At 42.6% G+C, this 26,883-nt stretch carries 31 protein-coding genes, 1 riboswitch and 1 other annotated feature; of the genes, 10 read left to right on the top strand and 21 right to left on the bottom strand.

Annotated elements, in window-relative coordinates; genetic code table 11:
• Positions 1-224: 224 nt before the first annotated feature.
• The gene (locus tag IGJ74_RS12165) at positions 225-1,337 is read right to left on the bottom strand and encodes an NADH-dependent flavin oxidoreductase (RefSeq protein WP_061054377.1); all 1,113 of its coding nucleotides are present in this window, start codon (positions 1,335-1,337) and stop codon (positions 225-227) included.
• Between the two features lie 171 nt (positions 1,338-1,508).
• Positions 1,509-1,880 carry a MarR family winged helix-turn-helix transcriptional regulator gene (locus IGJ74_RS12170; RefSeq protein WP_016613534.1) on the bottom strand — a complete coding sequence of 124 codons (372 nt, stop codon included), beginning with the start codon at positions 1,878-1,880 and terminating at the stop codon, positions 1,509-1,511.
• 321 nt (positions 1,881-2,201) lie between these two features.
• Here IGJ74_RS12170 and IGJ74_RS12175 point away from each other — a divergent pair, with 321 nt between their 5' ends.
• Positions 2,202-2,861 (top strand): hypothetical protein, encoded by a 660-nt coding sequence (locus IGJ74_RS12175; RefSeq protein WP_008378864.1) that lies wholly within the window; start codon positions 2,202-2,204, stop codon positions 2,859-2,861.
• Positions 2,862-2,904: 43 nt separating this feature from the next.
• Here IGJ74_RS12175 and IGJ74_RS12180 read toward each other — a convergent pair whose 3' ends face one another.
• From IGJ74_RS12180 to IGJ74_RS12225, 10 genes are all read right to left on the bottom strand, one after another.
• On the bottom strand, positions 2,905-4,281 hold the full coding sequence (locus tag IGJ74_RS12180) for a TrkH family potassium uptake protein (RefSeq protein ID WP_086296973.1): 1,377 nt from the start codon (positions 4,279-4,281) through the stop codon (positions 2,905-2,907).
• A 77-nt stretch (positions 4,282-4,358) separates the two neighbouring features.
• The gene (locus IGJ74_RS12185; protein WP_005234899.1) at positions 4,359-4,988 is read right to left on the bottom strand and encodes a V-type ATP synthase subunit D; all 630 of its coding nucleotides are present in this window, start codon (positions 4,986-4,988) and stop codon (positions 4,359-4,361) included.
• Positions 4,969-6,366: a V-type ATP synthase subunit B gene (locus tag IGJ74_RS12190; protein WP_005234898.1), complete on the bottom strand. Its 1,398-nt coding sequence runs from the start codon at positions 6,364-6,366 to the stop codon at positions 4,969-4,971. Before IGJ74_RS12190 ends, IGJ74_RS12185 begins: the two co-directional genes overlap by 20 nt.
• Positions 6,350-8,137 carry a V-type ATP synthase subunit A gene (locus tag IGJ74_RS12195; protein WP_218193195.1) on the bottom strand — a complete coding sequence of 596 codons (1,788 nt, stop codon included), beginning with the start codon at positions 8,135-8,137 and terminating at the stop codon, positions 6,350-6,352. Before IGJ74_RS12195 ends, IGJ74_RS12190 begins: the two co-directional genes overlap by 17 nt.
• Before the next feature lie 15 nt (positions 8,138-8,152).
• Positions 8,153-8,461, bottom strand: coding sequence for a V-type ATP synthase subunit F (locus tag IGJ74_RS12200; protein ID WP_005225570.1), 309 nt, complete (start codon positions 8,459-8,461; stop codon positions 8,153-8,155).
• Positions 8,451-9,437: a V0D/AC39 family V-type ATPase subunit gene (locus IGJ74_RS12205; protein WP_218193196.1), complete on the bottom strand. Its 987-nt coding sequence runs from the start codon at positions 9,435-9,437 to the stop codon at positions 8,451-8,453. Before IGJ74_RS12205 ends, IGJ74_RS12200 begins: the two co-directional genes overlap by 11 nt.
• 3 nt (positions 9,438-9,440) lie before the next feature.
• Entirely contained in the window at positions 9,441-10,025 is a 585-nt protein-coding gene (locus IGJ74_RS12210; protein ID WP_008378878.1) for a hypothetical protein, read from the bottom strand.
• A 13-nt stretch (positions 10,026-10,038) separates the two neighbouring features.
• On the bottom strand, positions 10,039-10,509 hold the full coding sequence (locus tag IGJ74_RS12215) for a V-type ATP synthase subunit K (protein WP_005225567.1): 471 nt from the start codon (positions 10,507-10,509) through the stop codon (positions 10,039-10,041).
• On the bottom strand, positions 10,506-12,467 hold the full coding sequence (locus IGJ74_RS12220) for a V-type ATP synthase subunit I (protein WP_218193197.1): 1,962 nt from the start codon (positions 12,465-12,467) through the stop codon (positions 10,506-10,508). Before IGJ74_RS12220 ends, IGJ74_RS12215 begins: the two co-directional genes overlap by 4 nt.
• Positions 12,445-12,777, bottom strand: coding sequence for a hypothetical protein (locus IGJ74_RS12225; RefSeq protein ID WP_008378883.1), 333 nt, complete (start codon positions 12,775-12,777; stop codon positions 12,445-12,447). Before IGJ74_RS12225 ends, IGJ74_RS12220 begins: the two co-directional genes overlap by 23 nt.
• A gap of 112 nt (positions 12,778-12,889) precedes the next feature.
• Positions 12,890-12,943: a sequence feature (sodium ion sensor (DUF1646 type); this cis-regulatory element may regulate processes involved in with the transportation of sodium ions), on the bottom strand.
• Positions 12,944-13,663: 720 nt separating this feature from the next.
• Between IGJ74_RS12225 and IGJ74_RS12230 the strand changes: the two genes are divergently transcribed.
• The 8 genes from IGJ74_RS12230 to IGJ74_RS12265 all read left to right on the top strand — a co-directional run bounded on the left by IGJ74_RS12230 (position 13,664) and on the right by IGJ74_RS12265 (position 18,501).
• Positions 13,664-13,876, top strand: a complete 213-nt coding sequence (locus IGJ74_RS12230) for a hypothetical protein (RefSeq protein WP_008378885.1) — start codon at positions 13,664-13,666, stop codon at positions 13,874-13,876.
• 24 nt (positions 13,877-13,900) lie between these two features.
• A complete protein-coding gene (locus IGJ74_RS12235) occupies positions 13,901-14,428 on the top strand; it encodes a GNAT family N-acetyltransferase (protein ID WP_016613544.1) in 528 nt (175 codons plus the stop codon).
• A gap of 57 nt (positions 14,429-14,485) precedes the next feature.
• Positions 14,486-14,965: a tetratricopeptide repeat protein gene (locus IGJ74_RS12240; protein WP_016621542.1), complete on the top strand. Its 480-nt coding sequence runs from the start codon at positions 14,486-14,488 to the stop codon at positions 14,963-14,965.
• 263 nt (positions 14,966-15,228) lie between these two features.
• Entirely contained in the window at positions 15,229-15,600 is a 372-nt protein-coding gene (locus IGJ74_RS12245) for a hypothetical protein (RefSeq protein ID WP_005234865.1), read from the top strand.
• A 117-nt stretch (positions 15,601-15,717) separates the two neighbouring features.
• Positions 15,718-16,302 (top strand): AAA family ATPase, encoded by a 585-nt coding sequence (locus tag IGJ74_RS12250; protein WP_016621543.1) that lies wholly within the window; start codon positions 15,718-15,720, stop codon positions 16,300-16,302.
• A gap of 103 nt (positions 16,303-16,405) precedes the next feature.
• Complete coding sequence (locus IGJ74_RS12255) at positions 16,406-16,828, top strand: glyoxalase (RefSeq protein ID WP_016621544.1); 423 nt, start codon at positions 16,406-16,408, stop codon at positions 16,826-16,828.
• A 228-nt stretch (positions 16,829-17,056) separates the two neighbouring features.
• Complete coding sequence (locus IGJ74_RS12260) at positions 17,057-17,245, top strand: hypothetical protein (RefSeq protein WP_005234854.1); 189 nt, start codon at positions 17,057-17,059, stop codon at positions 17,243-17,245.
• A gap of 404 nt (positions 17,246-17,649) precedes the next feature.
• Positions 17,650-18,501, top strand: coding sequence for an Rgg/GadR/MutR family transcriptional regulator (locus IGJ74_RS12265; protein WP_008378897.1), 852 nt, complete (start codon positions 17,650-17,652; stop codon positions 18,499-18,501).
• A gap of 72 nt (positions 18,502-18,573) precedes the next feature.
• Here IGJ74_RS12265 and IGJ74_RS12270 read toward each other — a convergent pair whose 3' ends face one another.
• The 4 genes from IGJ74_RS12270 to IGJ74_RS12285 all read right to left on the bottom strand — a co-directional run bounded on the left by IGJ74_RS12270 (position 18,574) and on the right by IGJ74_RS12285 (position 22,299).
• The gene (locus IGJ74_RS12270) at positions 18,574-19,800 is read right to left on the bottom strand and encodes a glycoside hydrolase family 3 N-terminal domain-containing protein (protein WP_042890475.1); all 1,227 of its coding nucleotides are present in this window, start codon (positions 19,798-19,800) and stop codon (positions 18,574-18,576) included.
• A 130-nt stretch (positions 19,801-19,930) separates the two neighbouring features.
• Positions 19,931-20,461, bottom strand: coding sequence for a folate family ECF transporter S component (locus IGJ74_RS12275; protein WP_005234846.1), 531 nt, complete (start codon positions 20,459-20,461; stop codon positions 19,931-19,933).
• Between the two features lie 26 nt (positions 20,462-20,487).
• Positions 20,488-20,589, bottom strand: a riboswitch (THF riboswitch).
• Positions 20,590-20,819: 230 nt separating this feature from the next.
• The gene (locus IGJ74_RS12280) at positions 20,820-21,002 is read right to left on the bottom strand and encodes a hypothetical protein (RefSeq protein WP_005225550.1); all 183 of its coding nucleotides are present in this window, start codon (positions 21,000-21,002) and stop codon (positions 20,820-20,822) included.
• Between the two features lie 31 nt (positions 21,003-21,033).
• The gene (locus IGJ74_RS12285; RefSeq protein ID WP_016621547.1) at positions 21,034-22,299 is read right to left on the bottom strand and encodes an MFS transporter; all 1,266 of its coding nucleotides are present in this window, start codon (positions 22,297-22,299) and stop codon (positions 21,034-21,036) included.
• A 222-nt stretch (positions 22,300-22,521) separates the two neighbouring features.
• Between IGJ74_RS12285 and IGJ74_RS12290 the strand changes: the two genes are divergently transcribed.
• On the top strand, positions 22,522-23,178 hold the full coding sequence (locus IGJ74_RS12290; RefSeq protein WP_034872302.1) for a Crp/Fnr family transcriptional regulator: 657 nt from the start codon (positions 22,522-22,524) through the stop codon (positions 23,176-23,178).
• Between the two features lie 144 nt (positions 23,179-23,322).
• Here IGJ74_RS12290 and IGJ74_RS12295 read toward each other — a convergent pair whose 3' ends face one another.
• From IGJ74_RS12295 to IGJ74_RS12315, 5 genes are all read right to left on the bottom strand, one after another.
• Positions 23,323-23,928: an SIS domain-containing protein gene (locus IGJ74_RS12295; protein WP_016621548.1), complete on the bottom strand. Its 606-nt coding sequence runs from the start codon at positions 23,926-23,928 to the stop codon at positions 23,323-23,325.
• Between the two features lie 14 nt (positions 23,929-23,942).
• The gene (locus IGJ74_RS12300; protein ID WP_016621549.1) at positions 23,943-24,437 is read right to left on the bottom strand and encodes a PTS sugar transporter subunit IIB; all 495 of its coding nucleotides are present in this window, start codon (positions 24,435-24,437) and stop codon (positions 23,943-23,945) included.
• Entirely contained in the window at positions 24,434-25,516 is a 1,083-nt protein-coding gene (locus IGJ74_RS12305; RefSeq protein ID WP_016621550.1) for a PucR family transcriptional regulator, read from the bottom strand. Before IGJ74_RS12305 ends, IGJ74_RS12300 begins: the two co-directional genes overlap by 4 nt.
• 72 nt (positions 25,517-25,588) lie before the next feature.
• On the bottom strand, positions 25,589-26,485 hold the full coding sequence (locus IGJ74_RS12310) for a dihydrodipicolinate synthase family protein (protein WP_218193198.1): 897 nt from the start codon (positions 26,483-26,485) through the stop codon (positions 25,589-25,591).
• A gap of 4 nt (positions 26,486-26,489) precedes the next feature.
• Complete coding sequence (locus IGJ74_RS12315) at positions 26,490-26,882, bottom strand: PTS sugar transporter subunit IIA (RefSeq protein WP_244323936.1); 393 nt, start codon at positions 26,880-26,882, stop codon at positions 26,490-26,492.
• Position 26,883: the final 1 nt, after the last annotated feature.

The raw sequence follows: 26,883 nt of genomic DNA on the forward strand, positions 1-26,883 counted from the left end.
CTATTTATTAAAATAAAACAAAAATTCATTCGTGTATTTTAACTAAAAAAATCTTTCCACGCTCTTTCTTCCGATTACAGGCTTGTTTCTCACATTCTTCTCTTGATTCGCTATTTTGAAGCTAACAAGGTTTCACTAGAGAAAAAACAGCTCTTCTCAATGTGTCACAAATGAGTAGCGATCACAAAAAACCACCTTCGCCCAAGGCAAAGGTGGTTGTCTACTTATTTTTCTTCATTTAGTCGATCTGGCATCATGTTTTCCATAAAACCCCAAACGCCGTTTTGTAATACGAGTTCCTCACGTTCGTAAGTAGAAACCGTGGTGCGGATCAACTCATCTTGACCGTCTAAGACTTTTTGTCCCCAATGAGGATCGATCAACAATGCCCGCCCCACTGCAACAAAATCTGCATGTTCTAGCAAGCCCGCGGCATCTTTCGACGTTCGGACATCCCCTACACCAATCAAAGGAACCCGCTGAGCGATTTTTTCATAGACATACGCCAACATCGATTTTTCTTGATACGCTTTTGAAATCGATTTACGGGTATAATCCGCAAGAGAAATGTGCAGATAGTCTAATCCTTTTTCTGCCAGTTGGTCCACTAAGAACAACGTATCTTCAAAGCGAATCCCTGGTTCTTCGAATTCTTCCGGTGAAAACCGATAACCGACGATAAACTCCTTCACACCTGATTGGTCTACTGTTTCCAATACTTCATCGACGAGCTTCTCAATAAAACGATAACGGTTCTCTAGTGAGCCACCCCATTCATCGGATCGACGATTTGAGTGAGGAGAAAAGAATTGTTGAATCAAATACGTATTGGCTCCGTGGAGTTCTACGCCATCAAACCCCGCCTTGATCGCCCGTTCGGTAGCTTTTTTAAAGTTTTCAATAATCGCTAATATCTCATCCACCGTAACTTCTCGGGGAACTTGGGCATTTGGTCGTTCAGCTGCAACCGCGCTGGCGGATATGGGTTGTGTGCCTCGTAGAACTGAGTCATCCGTCATCCGACCGGCATGAAAAATCTGTAAAATGGCTTTGGTCCCATTTGTTTTGATGGTGCTGGCTAATTTGCTTAATCCAGGTAAAAAGGCATCGTCATAAGCGCCTAATTCCCCTTCCCAGCCCTTGCCATCTTCTTGGACATTGGCTGCCGCTGTGATGACTGCTCCGACTTCCCCAGAGCGTAAGCCATAGTAAGCCAACTCATCTTTCGTAATCACCCCATCAAAGAAGGACATCTTGGTCGTCATTGGTGCCATAATGATTCGATTTTTCAACTGTAATCCGCGCTTAAATGTTGCTTTGTCTGTTACATTTCGCATGGGTTTCCCACCTTTTCCATTGGATTCATTTCGCTTTGTAAATCTGACTGGCTTCGTTACCTAAGGAGATCCCTAAAGCAAATCGGTGCATTTTTTTCTCTTTTGCCAAAATATACATGCACATGCATCTATATTACAAAAGAATCAAGGAGAAAACAAGTGAAAACATCTTTAGTCTAGCATTTCCTCCAAGACTTTTTCAAAAACGACTTTTGAGCGCTGCAGTTTCTTTTCCCCTGATTGGGTCAAATCAATATAGATCCCCCGCTTATCCTCTTGACAAGAATGCCGTTCGATCACACCACACAGGTTGTCTTCCATGCGCATGATCATGCGTGACATCGCACTTTGACTCAAATCAAAATGGGCGATCAAATCGTTGAGGCGCATGCTATGATTGGGGGTCTTTTCTAAGTAATAAAGCACGTAATACTCATTCAAAGACAGATTGCTTTCTGCTTTGAGGGCTTGTTCCAAGCGAGCTTCGATCGCTTGATGCTGATTCGTGAAGGCTAACCATTGGCCCATCCGTTCTTTTTCCATCCTCTTCACCACCCCATTCTCCTATACCAAGGTATTTTAATCTAGATCCCTGCGTTACGCAAGCCGCCAGAAAGCTTCGCCACTATGGCTGAAACTTTATTATACAAAACTAGCCAGCTGCTGCGGACGTTAATGAATATTTTATGATAGAATTGACGAAAAATTCAGCAAAAACTTCCTATTCTTTTTCAGTGTTCTGGATTAAAATATCTTTAACATTAAAGAATATTTAAACGCTATGTCAGCAAAATTGTGCATTTCGCTACAATAGTTTGCTTGTTTTAGATGCTTTAGTATTCTAAGGAAAGGATGAAGTAAACAATGAAAAAAACATTTTCTTTGATTGGCACACTGACGCTCGTCAGTCTGGGGCTTTTGACAGGCTGTAACAACGAAAAAGATACCGCGCAATCAACAAGCGAGCTAAGTCAGAGTCGTGTGTCTACTGAAAGCAAAAAAAGCACGACGGCGCAAACGACTGAAAGTAGTTCATTCGATTCAACCTCTACTTCAAAAACTTCAACCACAAGCCAGCAATCGACGGATCACTCTGACGCAACGCAAACAACAGCAAGCTCAGTATCCACCAATGAGTTTCCATATGCCGTTGATCTTTCCCAATATGGCCCTTCACTGACTTTTTATTTCCATGGCGTCAATGTACCAGATGCTGTCACGATTCAAAATACGAGCCCATTGATCATTTCGATCGGCGACAGCGCAAGCTATGAAGCACAAGTCGATACGATCGCAACAAAAGAGATTCGCGTGTTTTCTGCGAAAAACAATGAGATTCGCACAGTAAAAGTGAACACTCAGTTGACCTTTTCGAAAGGGATCACTTCCAATGGAAATCCTGATTTTAACCAAAACCTGTACCTATTTACAAATAAAGAGGGTGGTCTATCTTTAATCACACCAAATTATGCGGGGAATGTCAGCGATGACCAACGAGATGTGATGTTAGAAGTACTTCAATAAACGAAAAACAGGGAAACGAAGCGTGCTTCGTTTCCCTGTTTCGTTACCCGATCATCACGGTTTCATCAGGATATTTGTAGCCGGCTTCTTGTTTGTTGGCTTTTTTCATCAGTGAAAAAGCAACGGTCATGATGCCAACTCGACCAATGAACATCAAAAAAATGATCAATAGTTTGCCAAAAACCGACAAGTAAGGCGTCAACCCCATGGTCAACCCCACGGTTCCAAAAGCGGAAAAAACTTCAAAGGCAATGGTTGGCAACCCAAAGTTTGGGGTTTGCGGCATACGCTCAGTGATCGACAATAAGAAAATCGCTACGAAGCATAACGTCAAGGTAAGGAAGAACAACGTAAAGGCACGCGATACAGCAGATTCTTTGATCGTGCGACCGAACACTTCCGCTCGACTGCGCCCTTTCAATAAACTGCGGATCTTGATGATCAAGACTGCAAACGTCGTTGTCTTCAATCCCCCAGCCGTTGATCCCGAGGTCCCGCCGATATACATTAAAATCATCGTCAGCATCAAGCCTGCTTGACTCATTTGTCCGTAATCAATACTGAAAAATCCCGCGGTTCTTGGGGTGACCGCTAAGAAGAGGTATTGGAAAAAACGTTCGATGACCGAGTCACCCGTGATCAACTGTGAATTGGCTTCGGTCAAAAAGAACCCTGCCGTTCCAAAAACCACCAAAACGATCATAGCGATCCATGCCAAGCGGCTATGCAGGGACCGTTTTTTGGACGCCGTATGCAGGAGATCGAACCAAACGAGAAACCCAAGACCGCCGGCAATGATCAAGAAACTGATAATCCCCAGCACAAACGGGTCATTTTGAAACCCTACCATGCTGTTTCCGAACAAATCAAACCCAGCATTACAAAAGGCCGAGATCGCATGAAAAACACTGTACCAAAGGCCTTGCTCCCAACCAAAACGGGGCACGAATGCAAAAGCCAGTAAGATAATCCCGCTGACTTGGATCAAAAAGGCGATCCGAATCAGGTACCATGCCAAATGAATCTCTCCAGACATCCGATCCAGATTCAATGATTCCCGCAAAATCATCCTGGTACTAAGATGGACTCTTTTTCTCGCCAAGATGTAAAAGAAGACGGGAATCGACATGAAGCCGATCCCACCGATCTCAATCAACATCAGCAAGATCCCTTGGCCCCAGAGATTGTAATGGTCGGCTACTGTCAAGGTCGAAAGACCCGTCACGCAAACAGCCGATGTGGCAGTAAACAGTGCATCTAAAAAGTTGGTACCTTCACCACTTTGGGTGACAGCCGGCAGCATCAGTAAGCCAGTTCCTGCCAATATCAACAAAACGAAGACCAGTGTGACGATCTGCGGAATCAAAAAGCGTTGCGATGCCAGCTTTTTTTTCAAACGATTTCTTTTTTTCATTTTCATTTCCTTTGACCTTTTGCAAAAACCAATGGCTTGGTAATCCTAGTTTATTGCAGTTGTTTTTCACTTATCATACCATTTTATTTTGATTTATTCTTCACTTTGATCATTCTTGTTACGTTTGCTCGTTCATTTTCTTCCAGCCGCATTTTGATTCCATAAATGGCTTCTTCCAGCTCGGGAATCGTCAAATATTCTAGGGCATTGACGCGTCGGCGAGTACGTTCGATTTCCCCTGCCATCAATTGACAGGTCTTTTCGATTTCCGTTAGCTCCAACAGCTTCGGCATGGCGTCGGTAAAACGGGCGACCGCATTATCTAACGGAACATTGGAATTCAAAAAGCCATACTCGATCGGCGCTTGCATCACCGTATCGTCATAATCAAAATGCATCACTGGCACTTCCACACTCATGATATTTTTCGTGGATAACTCAAGGGAGACCTCAGTTGCTGGTAAAATAAACATTTCTTCAATGTATTTTTCATTGATCGTGGCATTGGCTAAGCGAAATGCCTTCATGGCACGCTGCAATTGTTCTTCTACTTCTTTACGCAAGTGGTCATTCTTTTTGATCAATTCAATAAATTGACGCATGAGTTCGTCTTGTTTGTCTTTTAATAATTTATGTCCGCGTTTGGCTGTCGCCAATTGTTTGCTGAGGCGCGACAACTCCATGCGGGTTGGATTAACGTTTTTTTGCGCCATTGTTCTCCTCTCCCGGTAAGTATTCCGCCAGTAAGGCATCGCTGATCCGCTTCAGTTCGACTTTTGGCAGCATCGCCAACAAGTCCCACCCTAATTCCAAGGTTTCGATAATCGAACGGTTGGTGCGGTACCCTTGGTTCAAATATTCATTTTCGAAGCGTTCTGCAAATTTGGCATAGGTTTTATCTACTTCCGACAATGCCGATTCTCCTAAAACGACTGCCAATTCCTTGGCTTGCTTTCCTTGAGCATACGCAGAAAACAACTGGTTCATCGTTGCGGCATGGTCTTTACGTGTCTTGCCTTCGCCGGTCCCTTTATCTTTTAACCGTGACAATGACGGCAAGACATCGATGGGCGGCTGGATGCCGTTTTTATACAAATCACGAGACAAGATGATTTGTCCTTCGGTGATATAGCCGGTCAAATCGGGAATCGGATGGGTTTTGTCATCTTCTGGCATGGTCAAAATCGGCAGCTGGGTTACTGAGCCTTTCAAGCCGCGAATCCGTCCAGCACGTTCATATAACGTGGATAGATTGGTATATAGATACCCAGGATAGCCGCGACGTCCTGGCACTTCACGACGAGCAGAGGAGATCTCCCGCAAAGCTTCACAGTAGTTGGTCATATCCGTCATGATCACCAAGACATGCATGCCCTTTTCATAAGCCAAGTATTCGGCTGCCGTCAGTGCCATTCGGGGAGTAGCGATCCGCTCGATCGCTGGATCATTGGCTAGATTCATAAAGACGACAGAATGGTCGATGGCGCCAGTTTGACGAAAATCTTCCATGAAATATTCTGCTTCTTCAAAGGTGATCCCGATGCCAGCAAACACAACAGCGAAATCGTCTTCCGAGTTCAACACTTGTGCTTGACGCGCAATTTGCGAAGCCAATTCTTTATGAGGCAGACCAGAACCAGAAAAAATCGGCAGCTTTTGTCCCCGAACGAGCGTATTCAAGTGGTCGATCGATGAGATCCCCGTTTGAATAAACTCATCAGGATAATCCCGCGCTGCTGGATTGATCACTTCGCCGTTGATGTCCATAAATTTTTCTGGGACGATCTCTACTCCGCCATCTTTGACCCGACCTAAACCGTCAAAGACTCGCCCGATCATTTGCTCGGAAACGCCTAATTCCAAAGGATGTCCTAAGAAACGCACCGCAGATTCCCGCAAATTGATCCCGCCGGTTCCTTCAAAAATTTGGACCAACGCTTTGTCTTCTTGGATCTCCAGTACTTGTCCTTGCCGCGTTTCGCCGTTTTGCATGCGGACTTCGATCAACTCTTCGTATTTGACACCGGAGACGCGATCGACGGCCATCAATGGTCCGACGACTTCTCCAATCGTTTTATATTCCTTGATCATCGGTGCGGTCTCCTTTCTGTAAAATTTCTTTCATCGTTGCTTTGATCTCTTGATGCAAAGCAGGAATTTTTGCTAATTCCGTTTCAGGCAGGTACTTCATACGTGCCACTTTGTCTCGCAATTCTTCGGTTCCTGCATAGATTTCTGAAAGATACGCACCTAGCGTCAACGCATCTTCCGCTTCTTTGTGGAGCAGCAAGATCGTTTCCAGCATTTTGAACTGCTTTTCACGAGAGGTAAACGTATCGACGTCGTCAAAAGCGTTTTGCTGCAAGAAATCTTCTCGCAAAGACTTGGTGGTTTCCAGCAATAACTGATCTTTTTCGGATAAAGCGTCGATGCCGACAAGTCGAACGATCTCTGACAACTCAGATTCTTTTTGCAGCATCCGCATGGCTTCTGTTACTTGTTTGGACCAATCTACTTGCATTTGTTGGTCCAAAAAGGCACCCAATTCGTTTTCGTATAAAGAATAGCTCTTCAACCAATCGATCGATGGAAAATGACGCTTTTGCGCTAAGGTGGCATCTAAGCCCCAAAAGACTTTAACGACCCGCAACGTATTTTGGGTAACTGGTTCTGAAATATCACCGCCTGATGGTGAAACAGCGCTGATGGCAGTGATGCTGCCTTCTTGATCAGAACCTAAGCAAATCGCTTTTCCAGAACGCTCATAATACTCTGCCAAGCGGCTGCCTAAGTAAGCCGGATACCCTTCATCCCCGGGCATTTCTTCCAGACGACCAGACATTTCCCGCAGTGCTTCTGCCCAACGTGAGGTGGAATCCGCCATGATCGCCACGGAATACCCCATGTCTCGGAAGTATTCCGCAATCGTGATCCCAGTATAAATCGACGCTTCCCGAGCGGCTACCGGCATATTGGAGGTGTTAGCGATCAACACGGTTCTCGCCATTAAAGATTCACCACTGCGAGGGTCGATCAACTCTGGGAACTCGTTCATTACATCGGTCATTTCATTGCCGCGTTCGCCGCAGCCGACATAGACGACTAGGTCGACATCCGCCCATTTGGCGATTTGGTGCTGAACGACAGTCTTCCCTGCACCAAAAGGTCCTGGAACGGCTGATGCCCCGCCTTTAGCGATTGGAAAGAAGGTGTCGATCACTCGCTGGCCAGTAATCATTGGTTCGACTGGATTCAGTTTTTGCTTTACAGGACGACTATGACGAACGGGCCATTTTTGCAGCATCGTGAAAGACCGTTCTCCTTTGGGGGTATCTAAAACATAAATCGTTTCATCGATCGTAAATTCCCCCGCATAAACAGCCTTGACTGTTCCTGAAACGCCATGAGGAACCATGATCTTGTGATTGATCAACGGTGTTTCTTGCACGGTGCCGATGACCATCCCGGTACTGACTGTTGCGCCGACTTCCACGGTCGGTACAAAAGGCCACTTTTTCTCATGATCCAACGCAGGCAATTGCACCCCACGCGACAAGAAGTTACTTTGGGTGACAGACATGAAGGTTTCTAAGGGACGTTGGATGCCATCAAACATTTGTGACATGATCCCAGGCGCCAATTCTACGGATAGCGGTTCACCGGTGGTTTCGACTGGTTCACCAGGTCCGATCCCGGACGTTTCTTCATAGACTTGGATCGAAGCGACGTCGCCGCGCATTTCGATGATCTCACCGACCACGCCTAAATCTCCTACATAACAGATATCTTCTAAACTTGCATGGCCCATATTTTTGGCTAACACCAATGGACCGGATACTTTAATAATTGTTCCTTTTTCCACAACATCGGCTCCTCTCTATAGTATGTTTTGCCCAACTGCTTTTTCGACATTTTCTTGAATCATTCGTTTGCCGATTCCTCGGGAACCATCGTAATCAGGGATCAAGATGACTGCAGGTGTCATTTTTTGTTGGACTTTTGCTAATTCATCGGGAATCAGCTCTGCACATTTTTCAGTCAGGTAGATGATCGTACTGTTCTTCATTAATTTTGCCAGCGCCTGCTTCACTTCTTTTTCTTCCGAGGCATAGCAGACCTGAAAGCCAAATAGTTGAAAAGGAATGACGGATTCTTTCTCGCCGATCACGCCGATTTTATGAGTCATAGTGCCGCATCCTTTCTCTGATTTGTTCTTCCGTAAAGCCGCTGCGTTTGCCTACCAGCAAGATACGCAGATTTTGCAGTTCCAAAACCTTAGCATTCAAAAATGCGAGTAAAGGCAGTGGTCCTAAAGCATCCGTTTGAGCTTGACCATAGCTTTCTGTGATCAAATTGTCTTGTAAAAGTGCCAAGCCAGCAAAGTCGATCACCTGTTCATGAATCAAAGGCCGCAATACTTCCTGATAATCACTTTCTAATAAGAAGGCTAAAAAGTCGCTATAGGACGCATCCGCAAACGCTAAAAATTCTTCTTTTGGTATACTGCCGACACTCACTAGGACTGCCTCCATAAAACTGCGCGATCGTTTTTGAAGTACACAACGAGCGGCGATCGTTAGATTGGTCAGATCGATCATTTTGATGACAGCTTCTTGTAGCTCAAGGATCTTGATTTCATCTGCCAGTCGCCGTTGTTCATGTAAATACCGGCGATCGTAAATGATATCGATGCCTTGCAGCACGGCGCCGCCTTCTAAGTACTCCCGCACCTCTTGGATCGTAGTCACGATTTTCTCAGGCAATACCTCTGAGGTTCCCGTTTTGATGGCGGTCCGACACTCATCGATCGTGTAAAAACCGTCTTCGATCAGTAGATGATCATAATCTTTTCCAGTGACTGACTCTTTGGTCAAGACTTTTAGATTATGGAAAGTAAAAGGCATCATATACAGTCGGAGGATCTCTTGATCAGGAACCAGCTCGGCCAATTCTTTGATCGTCTTTAACAATTCTTCATCGAGATAGGTTTCGAATCGTTCATGAAAATCTGGCTTCAAATAGCGTTGATAATGGGTCTGCTGCAAGACAGCTTCGACTTCAGCAAACCCTTTTGCCGCAATCATTTGCTCGACTTCTTGCGACTTTAACAACGTCATCTCTTTCAGCCGAATGATTGGATTCAATTGATGATAGTTCCTCATGGATCAACCTCCTTGTTGTATGATCTGCAACCACCGTTCTCGGGTTTCTTTCTTGTATTCATCAAGCAGTACCTGATAGGTAAAATTGTATTGAATGCCGTTGTCATCTACCAAAAAGCCCGCTTCTGTCAATGGTGCGCCTGCTTTGATTTGATACGGTAGTTTTGATTGACAAGACGTAAGCCAAGCGGCATCTAGATGGGCTGCTTGCTCAGGACCAGCGTGGAAGGTCACCGTCCCACTGATCGGCAACTGCTGCAGCACATTTTCAGCAAATGACTGCAGCTCTTCTGGCGTCCAGGCAACCATTTTTTGATACGCTTGCTCAAAAAGTTGTGTCAGGTATTCGTTTTGTTTCACCATTTGCTGCTGCTTAGCGGCACTTGCTTGGCGATTCAGGGCTTGCTGATAATGTTTTTCGGCTTGCTTTTTTGCTTGCTGGGCACGAAGCTGCAAGTCCGACTCTTTTTTCGCCCAGTCACGTGCCATCGTTTCACTGATCCTAGCACGTTCAGCGGCAGCCAAACGTTCCCGTTTTGTCTGCGCTTCTTGGTCTAGTTCAGCAATCATTTTGTCGATTGCGTCCATACCTTCGCCCCCTTTAAATCGTTCCTAAAAGTAAGAAAGAAATAACAAAACCTAAGATGGCATACATCTCAACCATTACTGAGAACATGACCCCTTTAAAGAAATGCTCTGGTTTCTTCGCTAAAATTTGAATCCCAGCTGCAGCGACCTTCCCTTGGGCCATTCCTGAGAATAAGCCAGTAAAGGCAACTGGCAGTGAGGCCATCAAATACGCCATACCAGTCACTGTCGACATTTCACCACTTAAGCTACCATAGATCATAAACGCAATAACGAATCCGTATAGCCCTTGCGTTCCGGGAAGTAATTGTAAAATCAAGGCTTGTCCAAACTTCTCCGGCTGATTCGTCGTTAAGGCTGCCGCTGCTTCACCAGTTTGGCCCACCCCTTTGGCTGAACCGATCCCAGAAAAGATCGTAGCGATCCCCATTCCGATAATTGCAAACACCATACCACCATTATTATTAATTAAGTAATCAATCATTTATTGTCTCCTCCATTTTCTTTATCAAAATCAACGTATTTCTCACTTGGCTTGAAGGTTTCAAATTGGCGCCCCCCACCAGTGAAAAATTTTCCGAAAAACTCTACATATTGTAAACGTGCGGCATGCACATATGCACTCAGTAACGATAAAAAGATGTTTAAAGCTTGTAGGACAACCAATAAGAGAATGCCTACAGAAAAACGAGCGGCTGGCGGCAAGTAGCCCACCAATAAGTTGAAAGCTGCTGCGATACTCCCACCGGAGATCCCTAATGCCATCAAGCGGCTGTAGCTGACAAAGTCGCCGATGTAACTGGTCACACCGTATAAGTCATACAACCCTAAAAAGAAGCCGCCCACTTTGGTTTTCCCTTTCAGAATCGGTACCACGATGATCAATAAGGCACTAAAGCCTGCTAAAATCAAGCCGACGGTTGTTAGTGCTGGGACATCGATCAAAAGATTGCCTGCGGCTGCCACTAAAAGACCACTCAAAAGTCCTAGCCACGCAAAGCCATCGTTGACTGCACCTAAAAGATCCTTTTTGCGGATATTTTCTTTGGCTGCTAAATAAAGGCCTGTAAACAGTTGGATCCCACCAAAAATCATGGATAGACCAAAGATCGCCATAAAATCTTCGGAGGGTGATAAAAGTTGGAAGGGCAATGTAGCGCCAAAGAAAGAGCCGTAGACTGCGCCCCAAATCATAGTTGGCACGGACAAAATCTGGAACAATTTCAGAAACCGTTTGGTCCCTTTGGGCAAACGCATGGCGTGCAGCCCGATCGTGGTCGCTACAGCCATTAATGCACCATAACCTAAGTCAGCCACCATCATACCAAAGAAAACATAGTAAAAGGGCGTCATCCATGGGGTTGGATCGATCTCATCGTATTTTGGCAGGCTGTACATCTCCGTCAACATTTCAAAGGGTTGAATAAACGAGGCGTTTTTTAGCTTCGTTGGCACTTGATTAGCAGCGATCTCCTCTGAAGTGGGTTCTTCAAACGAATAGTAAATCTCGTTGGCAAAGGATTCTTGGACCATTTCCGCCACTAACGGTTGATCCTTTTCTGCGATCCAGCCGCGCAAGAGGGCAAAGGTCTGACCAGCTGCTAAGCGCTGTTGCATCATTGCCCGATTCTCACGAGTCAAAAACAGTTCTTCCGCTTGCTGTAACAGGATCAGCCGTTGTTTGTGCTGACTGATTTCTGTAATCAGTTCTTTGCGCTGCTGGGTCAAGGAAGTCAACGCTTGTTTCGCGTTTTGCAAAACCACTTTTGGTGATTCGGATGTTAGACCGGTTTCTTTCTTCACCCCATATCGGTGAAACAATTGGAACACTTGCTCTTCGATCGCTGCTAAAAATAGGCAGCTGAAATTGACTTTTTTTGGCTCAGAATAGATCACTTCGATATGAACCTCTTCCAATTGTCGCAAGGCTTCAGCTAGATCTTCCCAGCGTGGGCCTTCGACACGCCCAGCAAAAAAACTTGTATGAGCAGGTGCTTCGATCTCCAACGGCACGTCAAGATTTTGCCACTGTGTCGCCCATTCTTCCGTCTGCGTCGCTGCTTCGATCGCTTCGATCGTCTCTACCCAGCGCTCTTGCAACTTCTCGACTTCAACCAGCTCCGTCAATGCTGCTGCTTCATCGAAGCTTGTTTCAAAGTCCGACAGCCGCAAGGCATCTCGTTGCCATTCTATGCCTTTTTTCGCATCACCATTTTGGCGAATAAAGCGGATTGCTTCTTGCAGTCGACGAATCATTGGTTGGTGAGAAGCACCTTCTGGGGTGGCTCCTGCAAAAAATTCCCGTAGCCAAGTTTCGTTCGCTTCCTGCTCAAATACGTTCTCGATTTCAACAAACTGCATCGTTTGCAGCTTCGTCAATAACCTTTCTTGGTAGTGCTTCGGGGTGATCAACGTTAGTTTATTTAGTTTGGTTACTGCCATAAGTTCCGATCACTCCTTCAACGATCTGTTGAACCGCTTGCTCTTGGAAGCTTTGCATATTTTTTTGGTAACGATCTAACACTTGCTGGGTCTCTTTTGCCAGCTGCTGCTTTTGTGCTTCTAGTGACTGTTGCAACTGGTCTTCGACTGTTGCTTGTTCCTGAGCAAGGGCTTCTTCCAAAGCGGAAGCCCGCTCTTGCAATGCTTGTTGCTGCTGCGCTTCTTCCGACTGCAGTTCTTTTTTCAAAGCGAGCAATTGCTGTTCATTGGCTTCTTCTGCTTCTCGTAAACGAGTCAAAGCTTCTCTCATCGATTTCCCTCCCATAGTGATTTATATTCCCAACTGAAAAATAAACAAAAAAAGCATACCTCACGAAGAAGTATGCTGATAACAAAAAAAAGGCCAGCATTCCTCCAAGAATGTTTGCCTCACCCCTTGGCAAACCTGATCCTTGAAGCATAAAAAATGCTCAACCTTTATCTATTTTATTTTTCAATTCCTGAACTATTATAGCAAAAAAAAATGTTTCCTTCAAGTAGAATCGTTTTTTATGAGAAAAAGACGATTTCTACTATTGTATGTTCGCTCGTAATTCCACTGCTCTTGGCTGTCCGAATAACCATTACTATTCGTTCAGTCTCTTGGGGACTTTTCACCTAACATTTGTCAGTGATCGGATTGTTCTTACTAAATTGAAATCGGTCAAAATCAATTTAAGCCTTAGAATGGTCTGAATGAAGAACGTTGAGATTTTTTGAAAATGCTAGACATCATTTGATTGGTACCAAAAAGGAGATAACAATTCCAACAACCCGTTCGATCCCTGACAAATCTTAAGTGAGAAGTTCGCTTATTTCGCTTCTCTTTTTATCGATGGCAGCGGTTGGCCCTTTTCTTCACAAATGAAATAACCGCCTCGGTAAAGGCATGTATAAATCTTACCGGGCTCCATTGTTAGGGGAAGCCCATTTTTTAAATACATCGGTTTTCTTTCCATTGAGCTCACCTTGTCTTTCGTGGGATAATAAGTCAAAATAAAAAACAACAGCTATTTCTAATCTTATCTTCAAGATTACCAAAAAATAAACTAATTTTCTAGTTTTTAATCAAAATATCGCAACTATATTGAATATTTTATAAAAAGATGGATATTTATCCGAGAGCGTGTGTAAAGAATGAACAGGAGGAAAAAAGGATGTCAGATGAACGTTGGTTTCAAATAAGAAGAAAGCGAAACATCGAATTAGGAATTTGTTTGCTCGTCGTCCTGCCGATGGTCTATGGCTTGTGGTTTCAACTGGCTTTTTTGATCCATTACATGTCGTTTTTGTTTCTGGTTGCTGTCTTTACTGCAATCTACGAAGGAATTCGTTGTATCTGGGCTTTCATTAGAAAAAAACGATCTTGAGAAAGCTTTGCTCTGCTATAATAAATGAAACGAGCAGAGAGGAGTGCTTCTATGAAACGAATCATTATGGCTTGTGACTTACAACATACCCCCAAAGCTTTACAAGAATCCGCCCTTTCTTTTGACCCCTTTATCCCGGATTCTCGAAGTGTCGCAGAACTTTTTTATTCGGCCTATCATGAAACGACGGATGACGAAGGGGAATCGATTGCTGACTGGCAAAGAGAGCTGAGAGAGACTGCTGACGGAAAATACGGTCCCTTGAGTCCAGAGCTTTCTTTTCGGTTGCAAATGGATAATTATCCTATCGGTGCCGTAGTAACCAGCACGTTTCAAGAGCTTCCCCTGCTATTATTTGTTGTTATGAGCGCAGCCTTTAAAGGCAAAGGCTTATCCAAGCTAATGATGAATGAAGTGATCCAACGAGCAAAAGCCATGGGACTCACTCACCTTTATCTGGTAGTGACGGTTGAAAATCAGCCAGCCTACAAGCTGTATGAAGCATGCGGTTTTTCCTTTGCAGGTGAAAGCTGGGCTGATCTTTCCCCTTAGCTAGGCTCGCAAGTTATCCGTGTCATTTTCTACTATTTGAAAAGGAGCTTCGAACCAATGAATGAACGACTAGCTGCTGCGATCCAACTGCGGGCTGAAAAAAAGCTGCAACAATCAAATGAACAATTGATTCAATTAGCTGCCGAAAATCCCCAAGATGCCTTTGTCCACTACCAAACGGCTTGGAGTTATGATCTTTTAGGGGAAGAACAACAGGCAATTCCTTATTATGAACAAGCAATCGCGTTAGGTTTATCAGAAAACGACTTGCCAGATGCCTACCTAGGTCTAGGCAGCACCTATCGTGCCCTCGGCAAGTATCAAAAAGCCGAAGAAGTGTTTTTACACGCGATACAGCTGTTTCCAAAAAATCATGCTTTGCAAACCTTCTATGCCATGACACTGTTTAATCTAGCCGAGTATGAGCAAGCCGCTGAACGATTATTGACCCTGCTTGCCGAAACCTCTAGCGATCCAGACATCCAGTCTTACCGACAGGCACTTTTGTTTTATGCGGATAAACTCAATGAGACATAGGGTTAGATGTTTCCGTCGGATCAATCAAGCACTCCCTTCTCGATTAAAGAAAGGGAGTATTTCTTTTTTCCTGTCCCTTAATTACTCCTTCGCTATCAGCGCTTTGCTGAATCAATAGCCATCGACTTTCCTATGGTCCTTTTTCCTTCAATCAATACCAAACATCCATTATCGAAAATTTCGATAACAAAACCAATTGACGAGTACTGTCAAATTTGCTAATTTATCTATGCTTTTTTTATCACTATCTTGGAGGAATGCCTATGCCCTTTATTGTCTATTTTTTTCTATCCTTATTGATCATTTATATTCCAACTCCCACACTTTTGTTGTTTTTTCAAAAACTCGCCTCCCAGCATGACAATCTGACGGCTTTCAGTAAACTTTTTCTACTGCTGATGGTCTTGTTGGATTATTACTTAAGCTATTATTGGTTGAAAAACTGCAAGGTCAAAAAAGCGCACTACCTTTATTTAGTCCTTGTCAATGTCTTCGAATGGCTGATCCACTTCTATCTTTATTCACGATTTGAAACGATCAATCTACTAGTCATTTTGTTGTTCCAGACCGTGCTACTATGCTGTATGATCTTTTTTCCTGTCTCGGAGAAATTTCGCTCATTCCTTTTTACCTAAAAAAAGAGCATCCTTGGTTTCCACATAAAAAACTCCAGCTTCTCAATCGTTTCTTTCTAAGAACCGATTTACACGATAGCCCACCTTTGTTACGATTGATAAAAAGGATGTGTTGTGATGTCATTGATCGTCTTGATTGGCGCGCAAGCGGTAGGAAAAATGACTGTGGGGAAAGAACTGGAAAAACGATTGGATGCAAAACTATTATTCAATCACCAGACCATTGATCTTTTTGCGAATTTTCTTGGCTATAGCCCAGCAGCATTTGCTTTGTCTAATCAAACGCGGATCGAACTCTTCAAAGCCTTTGTTCATAATGAAGCCAATAATACGACAAAATCAATCATCTTTACGGTCTTGATTGATTTCGATCAAGCGGGAGATTTAGCTTTTTTACAAGAGATCGCCCAGCTATTTACCGATGCCCGACAAGAGGTCTATTTTATCGAATTAGTGGCTGATATTGAGGAACGTTTAAAGCGCAATTGCCATGAGGACCGTTTAGCCGCAAAGCCGTCAAAAAGAGCGCTGGCTTTTTCTAGAAATGAGCTTTTGTCTTCGTATGAACACTATCGCTTAGAAAGCCTGCCACAGGAATTAACTACCCTTTTCCCAACGATTCCTTCGCTGAAAATCAACAATACCCACTTATCACCTGATGAAGTAAGTCAAACAATTATTGCCCATTTTTCCTTGACTTAAGTGCCAAAGAAACGCCATTTTCAAGCTTTGCTTCAATACGAAAATGTCTATTGACTTTGACGCTGCGTCAAGCGGTATCCTCTAATTAAGAGGAGGTGTCAAAATGAAAGTATATGTTATGCCAATGTTTTACCAATTGAAGACAAAAGATATTGAACAATCATCAAAATGGTTTGCAGAAATCTTGGGGTTCCAGTCATTGTATCAGTTTCGCAATCAAGAAAATCAAGTGACGATGGACCATCTGCGTCTTGCTGACTACCAAGATTTGATGCTGATTGCCGCAGACTCGTTCACTGTTGGCGATGGAGCAATTTTGAATGTAGCGATGATTGATCTTCAGAATATCGCTCAGAAAATTCCCGAAAAGTGGATCGTGGAACCTTTGATGGAAAAGCCTTGGAATGCCCTTGAAATGACCATCAAAGACCCCAACGGTTATTTGTTTACCCTAACAGAGGCGATAAGAAAAAACGAATCAGACTTTCAAGCCTTGATGGACCAAACCAAGGATTACTTACAATAAAAAGGAACCGAGTAAGAAGGATGGCTTTCTTACTCGGTTCCTTTTTTATAAAACTTGATTCTGGCAGCAATGACAAAAAAAACGACCCTTTCCTAGATTTACCTAGCGAAACTTTTTGCCCCATCAGATGTGCCAATACACCGCTTTAGTATATTTTTAAGTATAGAAGGTAATTATTAACACGCCTAACTCAGAACATGTTACACTAAGTGAAAAGGAGGATTTCCTATGGAAAAGAAATCGCAGCTTCCGTGGTACAAGCGTAAAAAATTCTACCTTCCAGTTGCCGTCGTCCTCGGCGTGATTGGGTTTCTTCCCAGTCTCGTTTCTCTTTTCGGGGTATCGATCGATGATGAATTCAATCCTGATTACTATTCTGATCCGAATGAACCAATGTTTAAGAAAAAGCAAAACTGACTGTTGCGATGCCGTATGTAGGTTTTTTGACCAACAAAAAAAGAGCAATCACTCGCTGTTGTGTTTGCTCCTTTTTTAAAAGGGATTCGGCAAACCTACGCACCTTGACAGGGTAAGCTGTTTGGGGAGAGGGCGTTTGAATGCGCGAATGAACAGTAACTTATTACGTGAAACCACTTATACTTTTTTCCTGTTAAAAAATCAATTGCTAACCAATCACAAAGGATCGATTATTTGAAGAAAGAAAAAACGTTAGCCATTAGTTCTACAACTTCCCAGGGAAAACTAAAAAAATCAAACATCCATTTCTCCTCCTTTAATTGACTTTCTTCAAGTTTACCCGCAAAATAAAGCTGTAACATATTTGGACTATTTTTCCGTCCACTTTTTTTAGGAGGGATTTTTTGAAGGCCAATGACTTGTTAAAAGAGTTACGAACGGAACGAAATATCTCACAGCGAAAATTGGTTGAGAACATTTCAGAACGCAGTACACTGGCAACCTTTGAACAAAAAGGGCATCGCATCGCCTTTGATATTTTGCACCAATATTTGGACCGCTTAAATGTCACCTTAGAGGAATTTGAGTATCGCTTGGATGACAATCAAGTCAGCGAGAAAAAACAGCTATCCAAACAGTTGACCACCGCTTACTATGAAAGCAATTATTCTGAAGTACTCTCTTTGATCAACAAAGCCCAAGCACTGTATAAAACCACGAAGGATTTTTTCTATTATGTATTGTATAGTCAATTCTTTTTGATTTTAGAGAAAAAAGGCGTAGTTACCGACGAGGAAGAACGTTGCATCATCGAAGCGACCATCAAGAAATACTTGGAACGAATCGACACGTGGGGAAAGTTTGAAATCTCCTTATTTACCAATCTGCTTTTCCTTTTTTCTGACGAGTACATCTTGTATCAAATGAAACACCTGAATAAAAAAATTTTTTACAGCAATACGCTAAGTATCAATTATCAAATCTACACAAAATTGCTGACGAATGCGGCTTTCTTGTTTATCGATCGCAAAAAACCTGCCGAGTTGGCGCATGTGCTGACGTATCTAGCCGATCACCTGCCGCCGGACAATGATCGTATCCGCCTGATGATTCGTTATTTCGAAGGCATTTACGCCTTGTTCCAAGGAGATCGTACGCTGGGAATGGCCACGATTGAAAAAGCCTTGGACTATCTGCGATTTATTGGACAAGAAGCCTTTGCCAAAGAATTAGAGGTACTGGCTCATAGTATCTAAAAAAAACCTGCTGCTTCCTCTCAGTAAGAGAACGACTCTCTTACACGGAGGAAACAGCAGGTTTATTTTTTCTTAAAGTAAATGCAATGCTTCTTTCCAGAGCAAAACTCGTTTGACGGAAGCATTCAAATCAGCTTCCAAATAGCGGCCATCTTCAACCGCTTGTACGACAAAGGGGATCTGTTCTTGGTAGGTAGATGAGATCACTAGATCATTTCCCGCCTGCAACGCCTGTAATGCGGCTTCATTTTGCGGAATGAACTCAGAAAGTCCTGCCATATCCAAGTCATCCGTCATGATGACCCCTTCAAAATGCAATTCATTTCGGAGCAGCTCATGCACGGGTTTTGAAATAGAGGCGGGTACAGTGTTATCGATACTATTGACAATCGTATGGGCCACCAAAATACTATCGGCACCAGCCTTGATCCCTGCGGCAAAAGGCAGAAAATCCGTTTCCCGCAGTGCAGATAGCGGGCGGTCATCGGTGACGATGGCGACATGCGAGTCACGATTGTTGCCATAGCCGGGAAAATGCTTCAAGGTTGACCCCACGTGGTGTTTCTGCAAAACATGAACCACACGTTCTACAAACGCACTCGTGCCCTGCGCATCCATGCCAATGGTTCGGTCGTAGATAAAGGACTGCGGATCAGTGGAAACATCGGCAACGGGAAACAGCCCGGCATTGATGCCATACGCTTTTAAAATTTCCGCTTTCTTTGCTATATCTTCTTCGATCGCCGACCATCCACCTTGGGCATATAGCTGTTGTGGTGAGAGAAAACGCTGATCCGTAAGGTTCGGATTGCGGCTGATGCGAGTCACCGTGCCCCCTTCTTCATCCATACCGATCAACAGCGGAATGGCGCTGGCTGCTTGGTAATCTGAAATTTTCTGTTTCAAGCTCTCCGCCGTCTCATTTTCGGTATCACGGCCGAATAACAGATAGCCGCCAAAGTGATAGTTTTGAAGTTCTTCGATTTGATTGCTTTCAGGTACACGCACAAAAAACAATTGCCCGACCTTCTCCTCCAAACTCATCGTGGCGATTTTTTCTTCTATTGCCTCTTCTGACTGTTCTTGCGTGGAAGTGGAAACAGAAGGTGACGTGGAAACTGAGGTGGTTTCTTGGCTTGCACTGCTTTCTTCCTTTGTTTCGTCTCTCGAGCTGCTTTGCTGGATCACGGATGACTCCTCCGTTTGCTGTTTTTGCTGTTCTATCACCCACTTCATCCCTCCCATTGCTGCTAAGACTAAGAAAAGAAACAGTCCCATAGCGAGTCCTTTTTTATTCATAGGTTCACCTTCCCCTCTAAACAAGTTATTGAGAATGACTAAGCCCATCCTTAGAAAGAAAAAAGTGAACCACTGACGAAATATTCGCAGATGATTCACTTCAATGGATGTTATCGTTCTTTTTTACTCGTTAAACGAACCGTCGGATCAGCCGTTTGTATGGTACCGCACGCCCTACGATGTAAATCAACGCAGTTTGTATCGGGAACATGATGACTGCTTTTAGCAAGCGGACCGACCAGATGGCCCAGCTTGTCAAAGGAATATTCAGCATCATGGCTAACCAGATCGGAGTTAAGATCAAGGTTATCAAAATAGTATTTAACAAGACGACCGTTGCCGCTCGTTTTAATGTGACTTCTTTCCGATAGAAGAAGTAGCCATAAATCAGTCCACCAACAAAGGCATTGATGGTAAAGCCGAAAAAGTAGGCTGATTTTGGAAAAATCACCATTCCTGCGATATCAGCTAATGACGATCCAACTGCGGTCCAAAACGGACCAAACAGCATACCCATGATCAGCTGTGGTACAAAGGAAAATGTGATTTTGATATAGGAGGTTTCAAACCCCAAGATTTGCGACAAGACCACCATTAAGGCAATCAAAAGTCCCATGACCGCAATCATGTGTGCATCGACTTTTCTTTTCATAGCGAGCATCTCCTTTTAGAGTTGCTACAAATTCATGCAGCGAATGCGAAAATAAAACCGCGAACGAATGACCGTTCTTCGTCCGAAAGGCAACATCCCATCCTTTCAGCACTTAACGCTTTATTTCCTACTCTGATTTTTATTAGGTATTACTACCCAGACACACTATAGCATACAAGCGCGGACTGCCACAATTTTTCTTGCTTATTTTCTTGTACAAACTCTGCAATGTTCGCTTTTCTTTTTTGCGCATCAAAAAAAACGCTTTTCTTATGTGAATTTTTCTGCCACTAGTAAGTGAGCAACAAACATTCTCAAAAAAAGCGTTCATTCCTGTTTCTTGTTTCATTTTATGCCTTATGACAATTTATCCAATTAAATTGTCATTGATCAATACCGATTTGATGTCGCGTAATTGATGATCGATAGCAAGTTGTTCATGGGTCATCGTTGCGGTGACCTCTTTCATAGCGTGCATTTCTTCATTTAATTCGTTGATGTTCGTCACTAATTTGTTCAATGCTTCAATAATCAATTGATTGTTATCCATGGTGAAACACTCCTTTTTGTGATGGTTGAGGTCATTCTTCTTCGTTGATTGGCTGCTTCAAAGTACCAACGGCGGCAACTGCGCGTTTCGTTTTATAAAACAATTTGTATAAAACAAGAACGACGACTGGGATCAGTCCGCATAAGATGTAGATCTGCGAGTAATCAAACAGACCGTGCAAGCTTCCTAATGCATAGGGACCTACGCCTAAGCCGAGGTCCAGCCCGATGAAATAGGTGGAGAGCGCTACGCCGACACGGTGAGGATCGACCTCTTTTAGACAAACGGCTTGGCCATTCGACATGAAGGTGCCATAGCCCAAGCCGACAAAGCAACCCGCAAGCAACAACATCCAGCTGTTGCCGGTAATACTCAATAGGAAAAGACCAAGAGTCAAGAAAAGAAAGCTAGGATACATGACCGCATCTGCGCCATGGCGGTCAAATAGTTTGCCAGTCATTGGTCGTGTGAAGGTCACGGAAAGTGCATAGACGATGAAGAAAAAGGCACCGGCCGTTTCTAACCCAAGCTCACTGGCGTAGATCGACAAGAAGCCGAGAACACTGGAGTAAGCCAACCCGATCAAAAAGGCAATCCCGGAAATGAAAAAGACTTTTGGTTCGACAAAACTTTTGATGGACCATTTTTTTAGTTGTGCTCTGTGTTCTTCTGTTAATGGGATGTTTTTGACTGGGAACCAGAAACACGCGATGGCTGTTGCGATTGATAAGATGGTTGCTAACCAAATAATGAAATCAAAGCCGACGGTCGGTAATAATAGCATGCCAATAAAAGGCCCGACTGCCGCTGCTAAACTGGTACTTAATCCATAGTAATTGATCCCTTCGCCATGTTTGGAAGCTGGGATATATGCTGTGACGATCGCATTAGCCGCAGTTGAGACAGCACCATAAGCAAAGCCATTGAAAAAGCGCACGGTATCTAAAATGTAGATGTTGACCGAGACCAAATAAGCAGCGGTGGTAATGACATAAAACAATATCCCCCAGCGCAAAACAGCTTTACGACCAACTAATTCTAAAATTTTTCCAACATACAAGCGAGCGATCAAGGTCCCGATAATGTAGATCCCCGCTGCCAAGCCAGCTTGTGCGGTGGATGCCCCTAACTCCTGAGTGGCAAATTTCGCAGTGATGACGACAAAACAATAATACACGAGAAAGACGATAAAATTGATCAAGGTAATCGTGATAAACCCTTTGTTCCATAGTTTTTCATTTTTGGTTGACGGCGTCGAGCTGACGATTCCTTCTTGATTGGTTTCCCTGTCTGACATGTTTCTTCCATTCCTCCTGTTTGTGCTGTGATGCGTTTTACTATACCGAAACTTCCTCTACTTGAAATGCGCTTTTGCTGTTAAAAAAGAGCATTAACAAGAAACATTAACATTTGTTATTGCTTTTTCACTAGAAATGTCTTTTAATGAAGCTTGAATAGAGGATATTTCATCTTTTTTTCAGAAAATGTTGGGTTGGCATCAAGTGAAGGAGTAACGCGGGTGGAAAAACAGATATTACGTGATTATTTAGAAAAACAAGCAATACCGATCGTTATCCGTAAGAAAAAGAGTTACTTGACGTATGAGGGGATCCCGGATCGGTACGTCTATATTTTAAAAAAAGGCATCATCAAAACTAGCGTAGTGACCCATGAAGGGCGCGAATTCAACTTGCGCTATTTGACGGATTTCGAGATTGTCTCTTTGTTTAAAGACGAATCCTCTCAAGAAGTCGAAGCCCCTTTTAATGTGCGGGTTGAATCAGAAGAAGCCGAATTATACAAAATCGTGCGGGATCAATTTTGGGCAGATGTCAATCGTGACCGTCTGCTACAGGATTATGTCAAAGAGTATTATCGGAGAAACTTGATGGATACGATGAAAAAGATGCAGCAAATGCTGATGAACGGCAAATTCGGTGCTGTCTGTACCCAAATCAATGAGCTCTATGAAACTTTTGGGGTTCAAACAACAGAGGGCGTCTTGATCGACTTTGAAGTCACCAATGAAGAGATCGCTCGCTTTTGCGGCATTACCTCTGCCAGCAGTGTCAATCGAATGATGCAAAAATTACGAGAATCTGGTGCTCTAAAGAGTGTCGATCGCAAACTATTAGTGACCGATATCGACTTTATTCGGGAGAATATTATTTATTGATTTTAGTGTGAATGAGCTATAAATGGAAACTAAATAGTAACAGCATATAAAATGACAGGCACAACACTGCAATGAGTAAACTCATCATCGCTATGTTGTGCCTTGTATGGTATTTGTGTATCGCTGTATTTACTAATTAGTTTCTCAGTAGATACAAGATTCGCTCTTTTTCGATAAATGTTCCCCGATACTTCCAGCAGGATGCCATTTTAAATAAGTCTGAGCATCTAATTGCTTTTCTTCCTGCAGTAATATAGATAACTCTTGGATAACCATCATCTGAGCAAGAATCGAAGCTCTTGGCGGTTTGTTTAAATCATCCCCTTCTCTCACTACTTTTACAGTAATCGCATGTGTCGATAACTTAGCCATTGAAGAAGATGCATTACTAGAGATTGTTATAATCTTGGCATGATTATTTTTTAGCACTTGCAAAGTAGCAATCATTTCTTTCGTTTCTCCACTGTTTGAAATAGCGATCACAACATCATTTTCAGCAACCTGCCCACTTGAACCATGTACCGCCTCCGTACCATCCAAGTAGTAAGCAGGTGTACCAGTGGATGACAATAGTGATGCGCCATAGGCAGCAACATATGAAGGTTTTCCGATTCCTGTTAAATGAATCCTTCCATTCTGCAACTCACATCCCAATATTTCTTGGACAGCTTTTTTCAAATCAGAATCGTTCACGTTGCTAATCACACTGTTTATTGCCAGCTGGGCACTTTCTTTGTATTCCTTCAGCATCGTTGTTCACCTCCCTAAATTTTTATTTGTTCAAAAATACTATACTCCTTTGTGTCCATTGGAGTTGTTTGGTAGTAAAAACGAATACCATTTTTCTGTAATTCGCGTATTTTCTGCAAATCTTTATGATCATAATAATAATCTAGCTTCCTAATCAAAAACCTACTTGCTGGATATGGTATTTGTACTTCTTTAAGCGGATAGCCGTTTTGATAAGCGGAATAAACATCCGAAATTTTTTTGAACAGCAATATGATGTTTATTTTTCTCGCATCGGTATCCCTCTCTAATTCTTGATGAAAAGATAATAACTGATCTGCAGAAAGTATCTTTACATTGATTGTTGAAGGTAAAGATAACTGAAGTACTTGTTCGAAAAATAGATCTCCTTTACTTTTTTCATCAACGATAATAATTTGACTCGCATTGACAAACCTGCTCCAATTTAACGCTACTGTCGCATGAAGCAATCGATTATCGACACGTACTAACTTTACTTTCCCGCTCATAGCTGCCCACCTGCCTGCTCTTGCTTTTGATCATTCTTAAACAGCTTAGAAAGCATGTAAAAAAGAACTTTCCCTTGAAACGTTCCCCTTATATCAAGTCCAAATTGTTCCTCGTATTTCTTTAGCTTATAAACGAGTGTGTTCTTATGAACAAAAAGTTTCTCTGCAGCCTGTGTGACATTATAGTCTGCTTGAAACAAACTGTCGGCAATCATCACCATTTCATCAATCTCACTTGTTGAAATAGTTTCGTAGTAATAGTTAAAGTTTTGATTTACTTTACTTTCAATTAAATGTGAAACAAAAAAATCAACTTGATAGTCTTCAAAAAAGACAGTTTGATTGACCGCTATTCTTTTTTGATGGGTTAGCCACAAGCAAGCCTCATAACTCTGTTTATAATAGGAGAGTTTATTTTGAACAGATCCTACATAATACCTGCACTCTGCGAGTCCCCAATCTTTTAATTCCTCAATAAAGGAAGTAATTACTTCTTTTACCATTCCCATCTTGATTGATTGAGGTAAGGTTTTAAAAAGTAGGAGCCTTTTTGAATCTAATAGTGCTAGAATCGTTCCTTTATGCTCTGTTCGATATTTCAGACGTTTCACTTCTTCTGCTTCAAACCCTCGGTTACTGCATATCAGTACTGCCACTCGTGGAAGCGTCCAGTCAATTTTCATTTCCTGCATCAATTCTTTTGTCGCTTGCAAATCCATCTTCTCTTCATCAAGCAATAATTTGATAAGCTGTTCGTCTAAACTAGCATTCATCTGTAAAAATTCGTCAGCTAGTTCATATTCTATTCGAGTAGCTAAGGACTGTGCGAGTAATCTACCGACAATTTCAATTTCAGAGTCTTCACTATAGACCCAAAGATAACCAAAATTCTGCTTTTTAACATGAACTTTGAATACGAGATTTCTCTTATCAGCGCTATGCAAAGGAATAATATTTCCAATCAATTTTTTTTCACTGCTGAATTTGATCCTTCCAGAATCATCTAGCAAGCCGATTACGTAATTGCGGTAGTCTTTGACGACTAAAATAAACTCATAAAAGATTTGTTCTAATTTCACTCTCGTCACCCTGTTTCATGAAATAATAGGTTTTAAACATTCTACCATTTTTGCAACAGTGTCTTGCTAATACTATAAAATATTTTGATTGCGAAATTCCTCAATCAACGTCTGGACTTTGTTCTGATCATCTGCGCTTAGTTCATTTACAGGTTTTCTTGCTGGGCCTACTTGTGCAATGCCTGCTTGTTCTACGGCATACTTCAATACCGAAGGAACACTTCCAAGAGGCAAAATACTTCTTAGTGACTCTATATGATTTTGATAGTTTCGGGCTTTTGTCTCATTGCCTTCTCTTAAAGATTTATCTAACTGAACAAGGCTTTTTGTTAGAAGATTGCTCGTTCCTGCAATAGCTCCTGATGCGCCTAATTGATACCCATCACTAATTTTCGAATCTGACCCCACTAGAACATCGATACCAGTTTCTTTGCCTACTGACAGAAACGACTTTAATGTTTCTAAGTCCCCACTACTGTCTTTGATTGCTTGAATATTCCCGACAGCTTTCAACTCTTCGAGCAAGGAGGGAGAAATATTGCAGCCTGTATTCTTGGTAATGTTATAAAGAACGATAGGTATTCGAACCGATTGTGCAATCTCTTTAAAATAACCCAGTAACTCTTGTTGACTCGGTGTAATGAAATAAGGAGTGATAATAGATAATGCATCGACTCCTAAAGCTTCGGCTTCTTGGGACAACCAGACTGCTTCTTTTGTTGCGCATGATCCTGTTCCAGCAAATACAGGAACGCGATGATCGGTTACTTCTACAACAAATTTTAGAAATGCTTTTTTTTCTTCCCTAGATAGTAGATGAAATTCACCATTGCTTCCTAAGGGAAAAATCCCTTGAACACCACAACTTATAAGATGCTCTATTAGTTCTTCTGCTGCCGAATAGTTAATCGCTTGTTCTGGATTTCTGTAAAAAGGGGTTAAAATTGGAGTGATGATGCCCTCGAACATAGTGTTAGTCCTCCTCAACTACTTGATTTGTATAGATAATGGCTTGCTGTGCCGATGCAATAAATTGCTGCATGATTTCAGTGTCTGACTGCTGATCCTTACTCATATACACTTCAATGAATAACGGCATACTAAGTCCTGCGATTACATGATGTCCATATTTTCTGGTTAAAACAGTCAACACATTTGATGGGGTGCCACCAAACAAATCCACTAGAGCAATTGTGGTTCCAGACATTTTTCTTAACAAAGAATCAGCTTGATTCATAAAGTCTTCAAATGATTGTTCTGGAAGAAGTGAAATTGAATAAACATTTTCAAGATTACCTAAAATCATTTCTGCCGAATTTTTTAATTCTTCACCAAATTTTCCATGTGTTGCAATAATTATGTTCATT

The sequence above is a fragment of the Enterococcus sp. AZ009 genome (genome assembly GCF_050548785.1).
GTDB classification, from domain to species: Bacteria; Bacillota; Bacilli; order Lactobacillales; family Enterococcaceae; genus Enterococcus_D; species Enterococcus_D entomosocium.

Excerpts from the sequence above, each read along its gene's own strand:
- IGJ74_RS12165 (WP_061054377.1), bottom strand. The coding sequence starts at position 1,337 with ATGCGAAATGTAACAGACAAAGCAACATTTAAGCGCGGATTACAGTTG.
- IGJ74_RS12170 (WP_016613534.1), bottom strand. The coding sequence starts at position 1,880 with ATGGAAAAAGAACGGATGGGCCAATGGTTAGCCTTCACGAATCAGCAT.
- IGJ74_RS12175 (WP_008378864.1), top strand. The coding sequence starts at position 2,202 with ATGAAAAAAACATTTTCTTTGATTGGCACACTGACGCTCGTCAGTCTG.
- IGJ74_RS12180 (WP_086296973.1), bottom strand. The coding sequence starts at position 4,281 with ATGAAAATGAAAAAAAGAAATCGTTTGAAAAAAAAGCTGGCATCGCAA.
- IGJ74_RS12185 (WP_005234899.1), bottom strand. The coding sequence starts at position 4,988 with ATGGCGCAAAAAAACGTTAATCCAACCCGCATGGAGTTGTCGCGCCTC.
- IGJ74_RS12190 (WP_005234898.1), bottom strand. The coding sequence starts at position 6,366 with ATGATCAAGGAATATAAAACGATTGGAGAAGTCGTCGGACCATTGATG.
- IGJ74_RS12200 (WP_005225570.1), bottom strand. The coding sequence starts at position 8,461 with ATGACTCATAAAATCGGCGTGATCGGCGAGAAAGAATCCGTCATTCCT.
- IGJ74_RS12205 (WP_218193196.1), bottom strand. The coding sequence starts at position 9,437 with ATGAGGAACTATCATCAATTGAATCCAATCATTCGGCTGAAAGAGATG.
- IGJ74_RS12210 (WP_008378878.1), bottom strand. The coding sequence starts at position 10,025 with ATGGACGCAATCGACAAAATGATTGCTGAACTAGACCAAGAAGCGCAG.
- IGJ74_RS12215 (WP_005225567.1), bottom strand. The coding sequence starts at position 10,509 with ATGATTGATTACTTAATTAATAATAATGGTGGTATGGTGTTTGCAATT.
- IGJ74_RS12220 (WP_218193197.1), bottom strand. The coding sequence starts at position 12,467 with ATGGCAGTAACCAAACTAAATAAACTAACGTTGATCACCCCGAAGCAC.
- IGJ74_RS12225 (WP_008378883.1), bottom strand. The coding sequence starts at position 12,777 with ATGAGAGAAGCTTTGACTCGTTTACGAGAAGCAGAAGAAGCCAATGAA.
- IGJ74_RS12230 (WP_008378885.1), top strand. The coding sequence starts at position 13,664 with ATGTCAGATGAACGTTGGTTTCAAATAAGAAGAAAGCGAAACATCGAA.
- IGJ74_RS12235 (WP_016613544.1), top strand. The coding sequence starts at position 13,901 with ATGAAACGAGCAGAGAGGAGTGCTTCTATGAAACGAATCATTATGGCT.
- IGJ74_RS12240 (WP_016621542.1), top strand. The coding sequence starts at position 14,486 with ATGAATGAACGACTAGCTGCTGCGATCCAACTGCGGGCTGAAAAAAAG.
- IGJ74_RS12245 (WP_005234865.1), top strand. The coding sequence starts at position 15,229 with ATGCCCTTTATTGTCTATTTTTTTCTATCCTTATTGATCATTTATATT.
- IGJ74_RS12250 (WP_016621543.1), top strand. The coding sequence starts at position 15,718 with ATGTCATTGATCGTCTTGATTGGCGCGCAAGCGGTAGGAAAAATGACT.
- IGJ74_RS12255 (WP_016621544.1), top strand. The coding sequence starts at position 16,406 with ATGAAAGTATATGTTATGCCAATGTTTTACCAATTGAAGACAAAAGAT.
- IGJ74_RS12260 (WP_005234854.1), top strand. The coding sequence starts at position 17,057 with ATGGAAAAGAAATCGCAGCTTCCGTGGTACAAGCGTAAAAAATTCTAC.
- IGJ74_RS12270 (WP_042890475.1), bottom strand. The coding sequence starts at position 19,800 with ATGAATAAAAAAGGACTCGCTATGGGACTGTTTCTTTTCTTAGTCTTA.
- IGJ74_RS12275 (WP_005234846.1), bottom strand. The coding sequence starts at position 20,461 with ATGCTCGCTATGAAAAGAAAAGTCGATGCACACATGATTGCGGTCATG.
- IGJ74_RS12280 (WP_005225550.1), bottom strand. The coding sequence starts at position 21,002 with ATGGATAACAATCAATTGATTATTGAAGCATTGAACAAATTAGTGACG.
- IGJ74_RS12285 (WP_016621547.1), bottom strand. The coding sequence starts at position 22,299 with ATGTCAGACAGGGAAACCAATCAAGAAGGAATCGTCAGCTCGACGCCG.
- IGJ74_RS12295 (WP_016621548.1), bottom strand. The coding sequence starts at position 23,928 with ATGCTGAAGGAATACAAAGAAAGTGCCCAGCTGGCAATAAACAGTGTG.
- IGJ74_RS12300 (WP_016621549.1), bottom strand. The coding sequence starts at position 24,437 with ATGAGCGGGAAAGTAAAGTTAGTACGTGTCGATAATCGATTGCTTCAT.
- IGJ74_RS12310 (WP_218193198.1), bottom strand. The coding sequence starts at position 26,485 with ATGTTCGAGGGCATCATCACTCCAATTTTAACCCCTTTTTACAGAAAT.
- IGJ74_RS12315 (WP_244323936.1), bottom strand. The coding sequence starts at position 26,882 with ATGAACATAATTATTGCAACACATGGAAAATTTGGTGAAGAATTAAAA.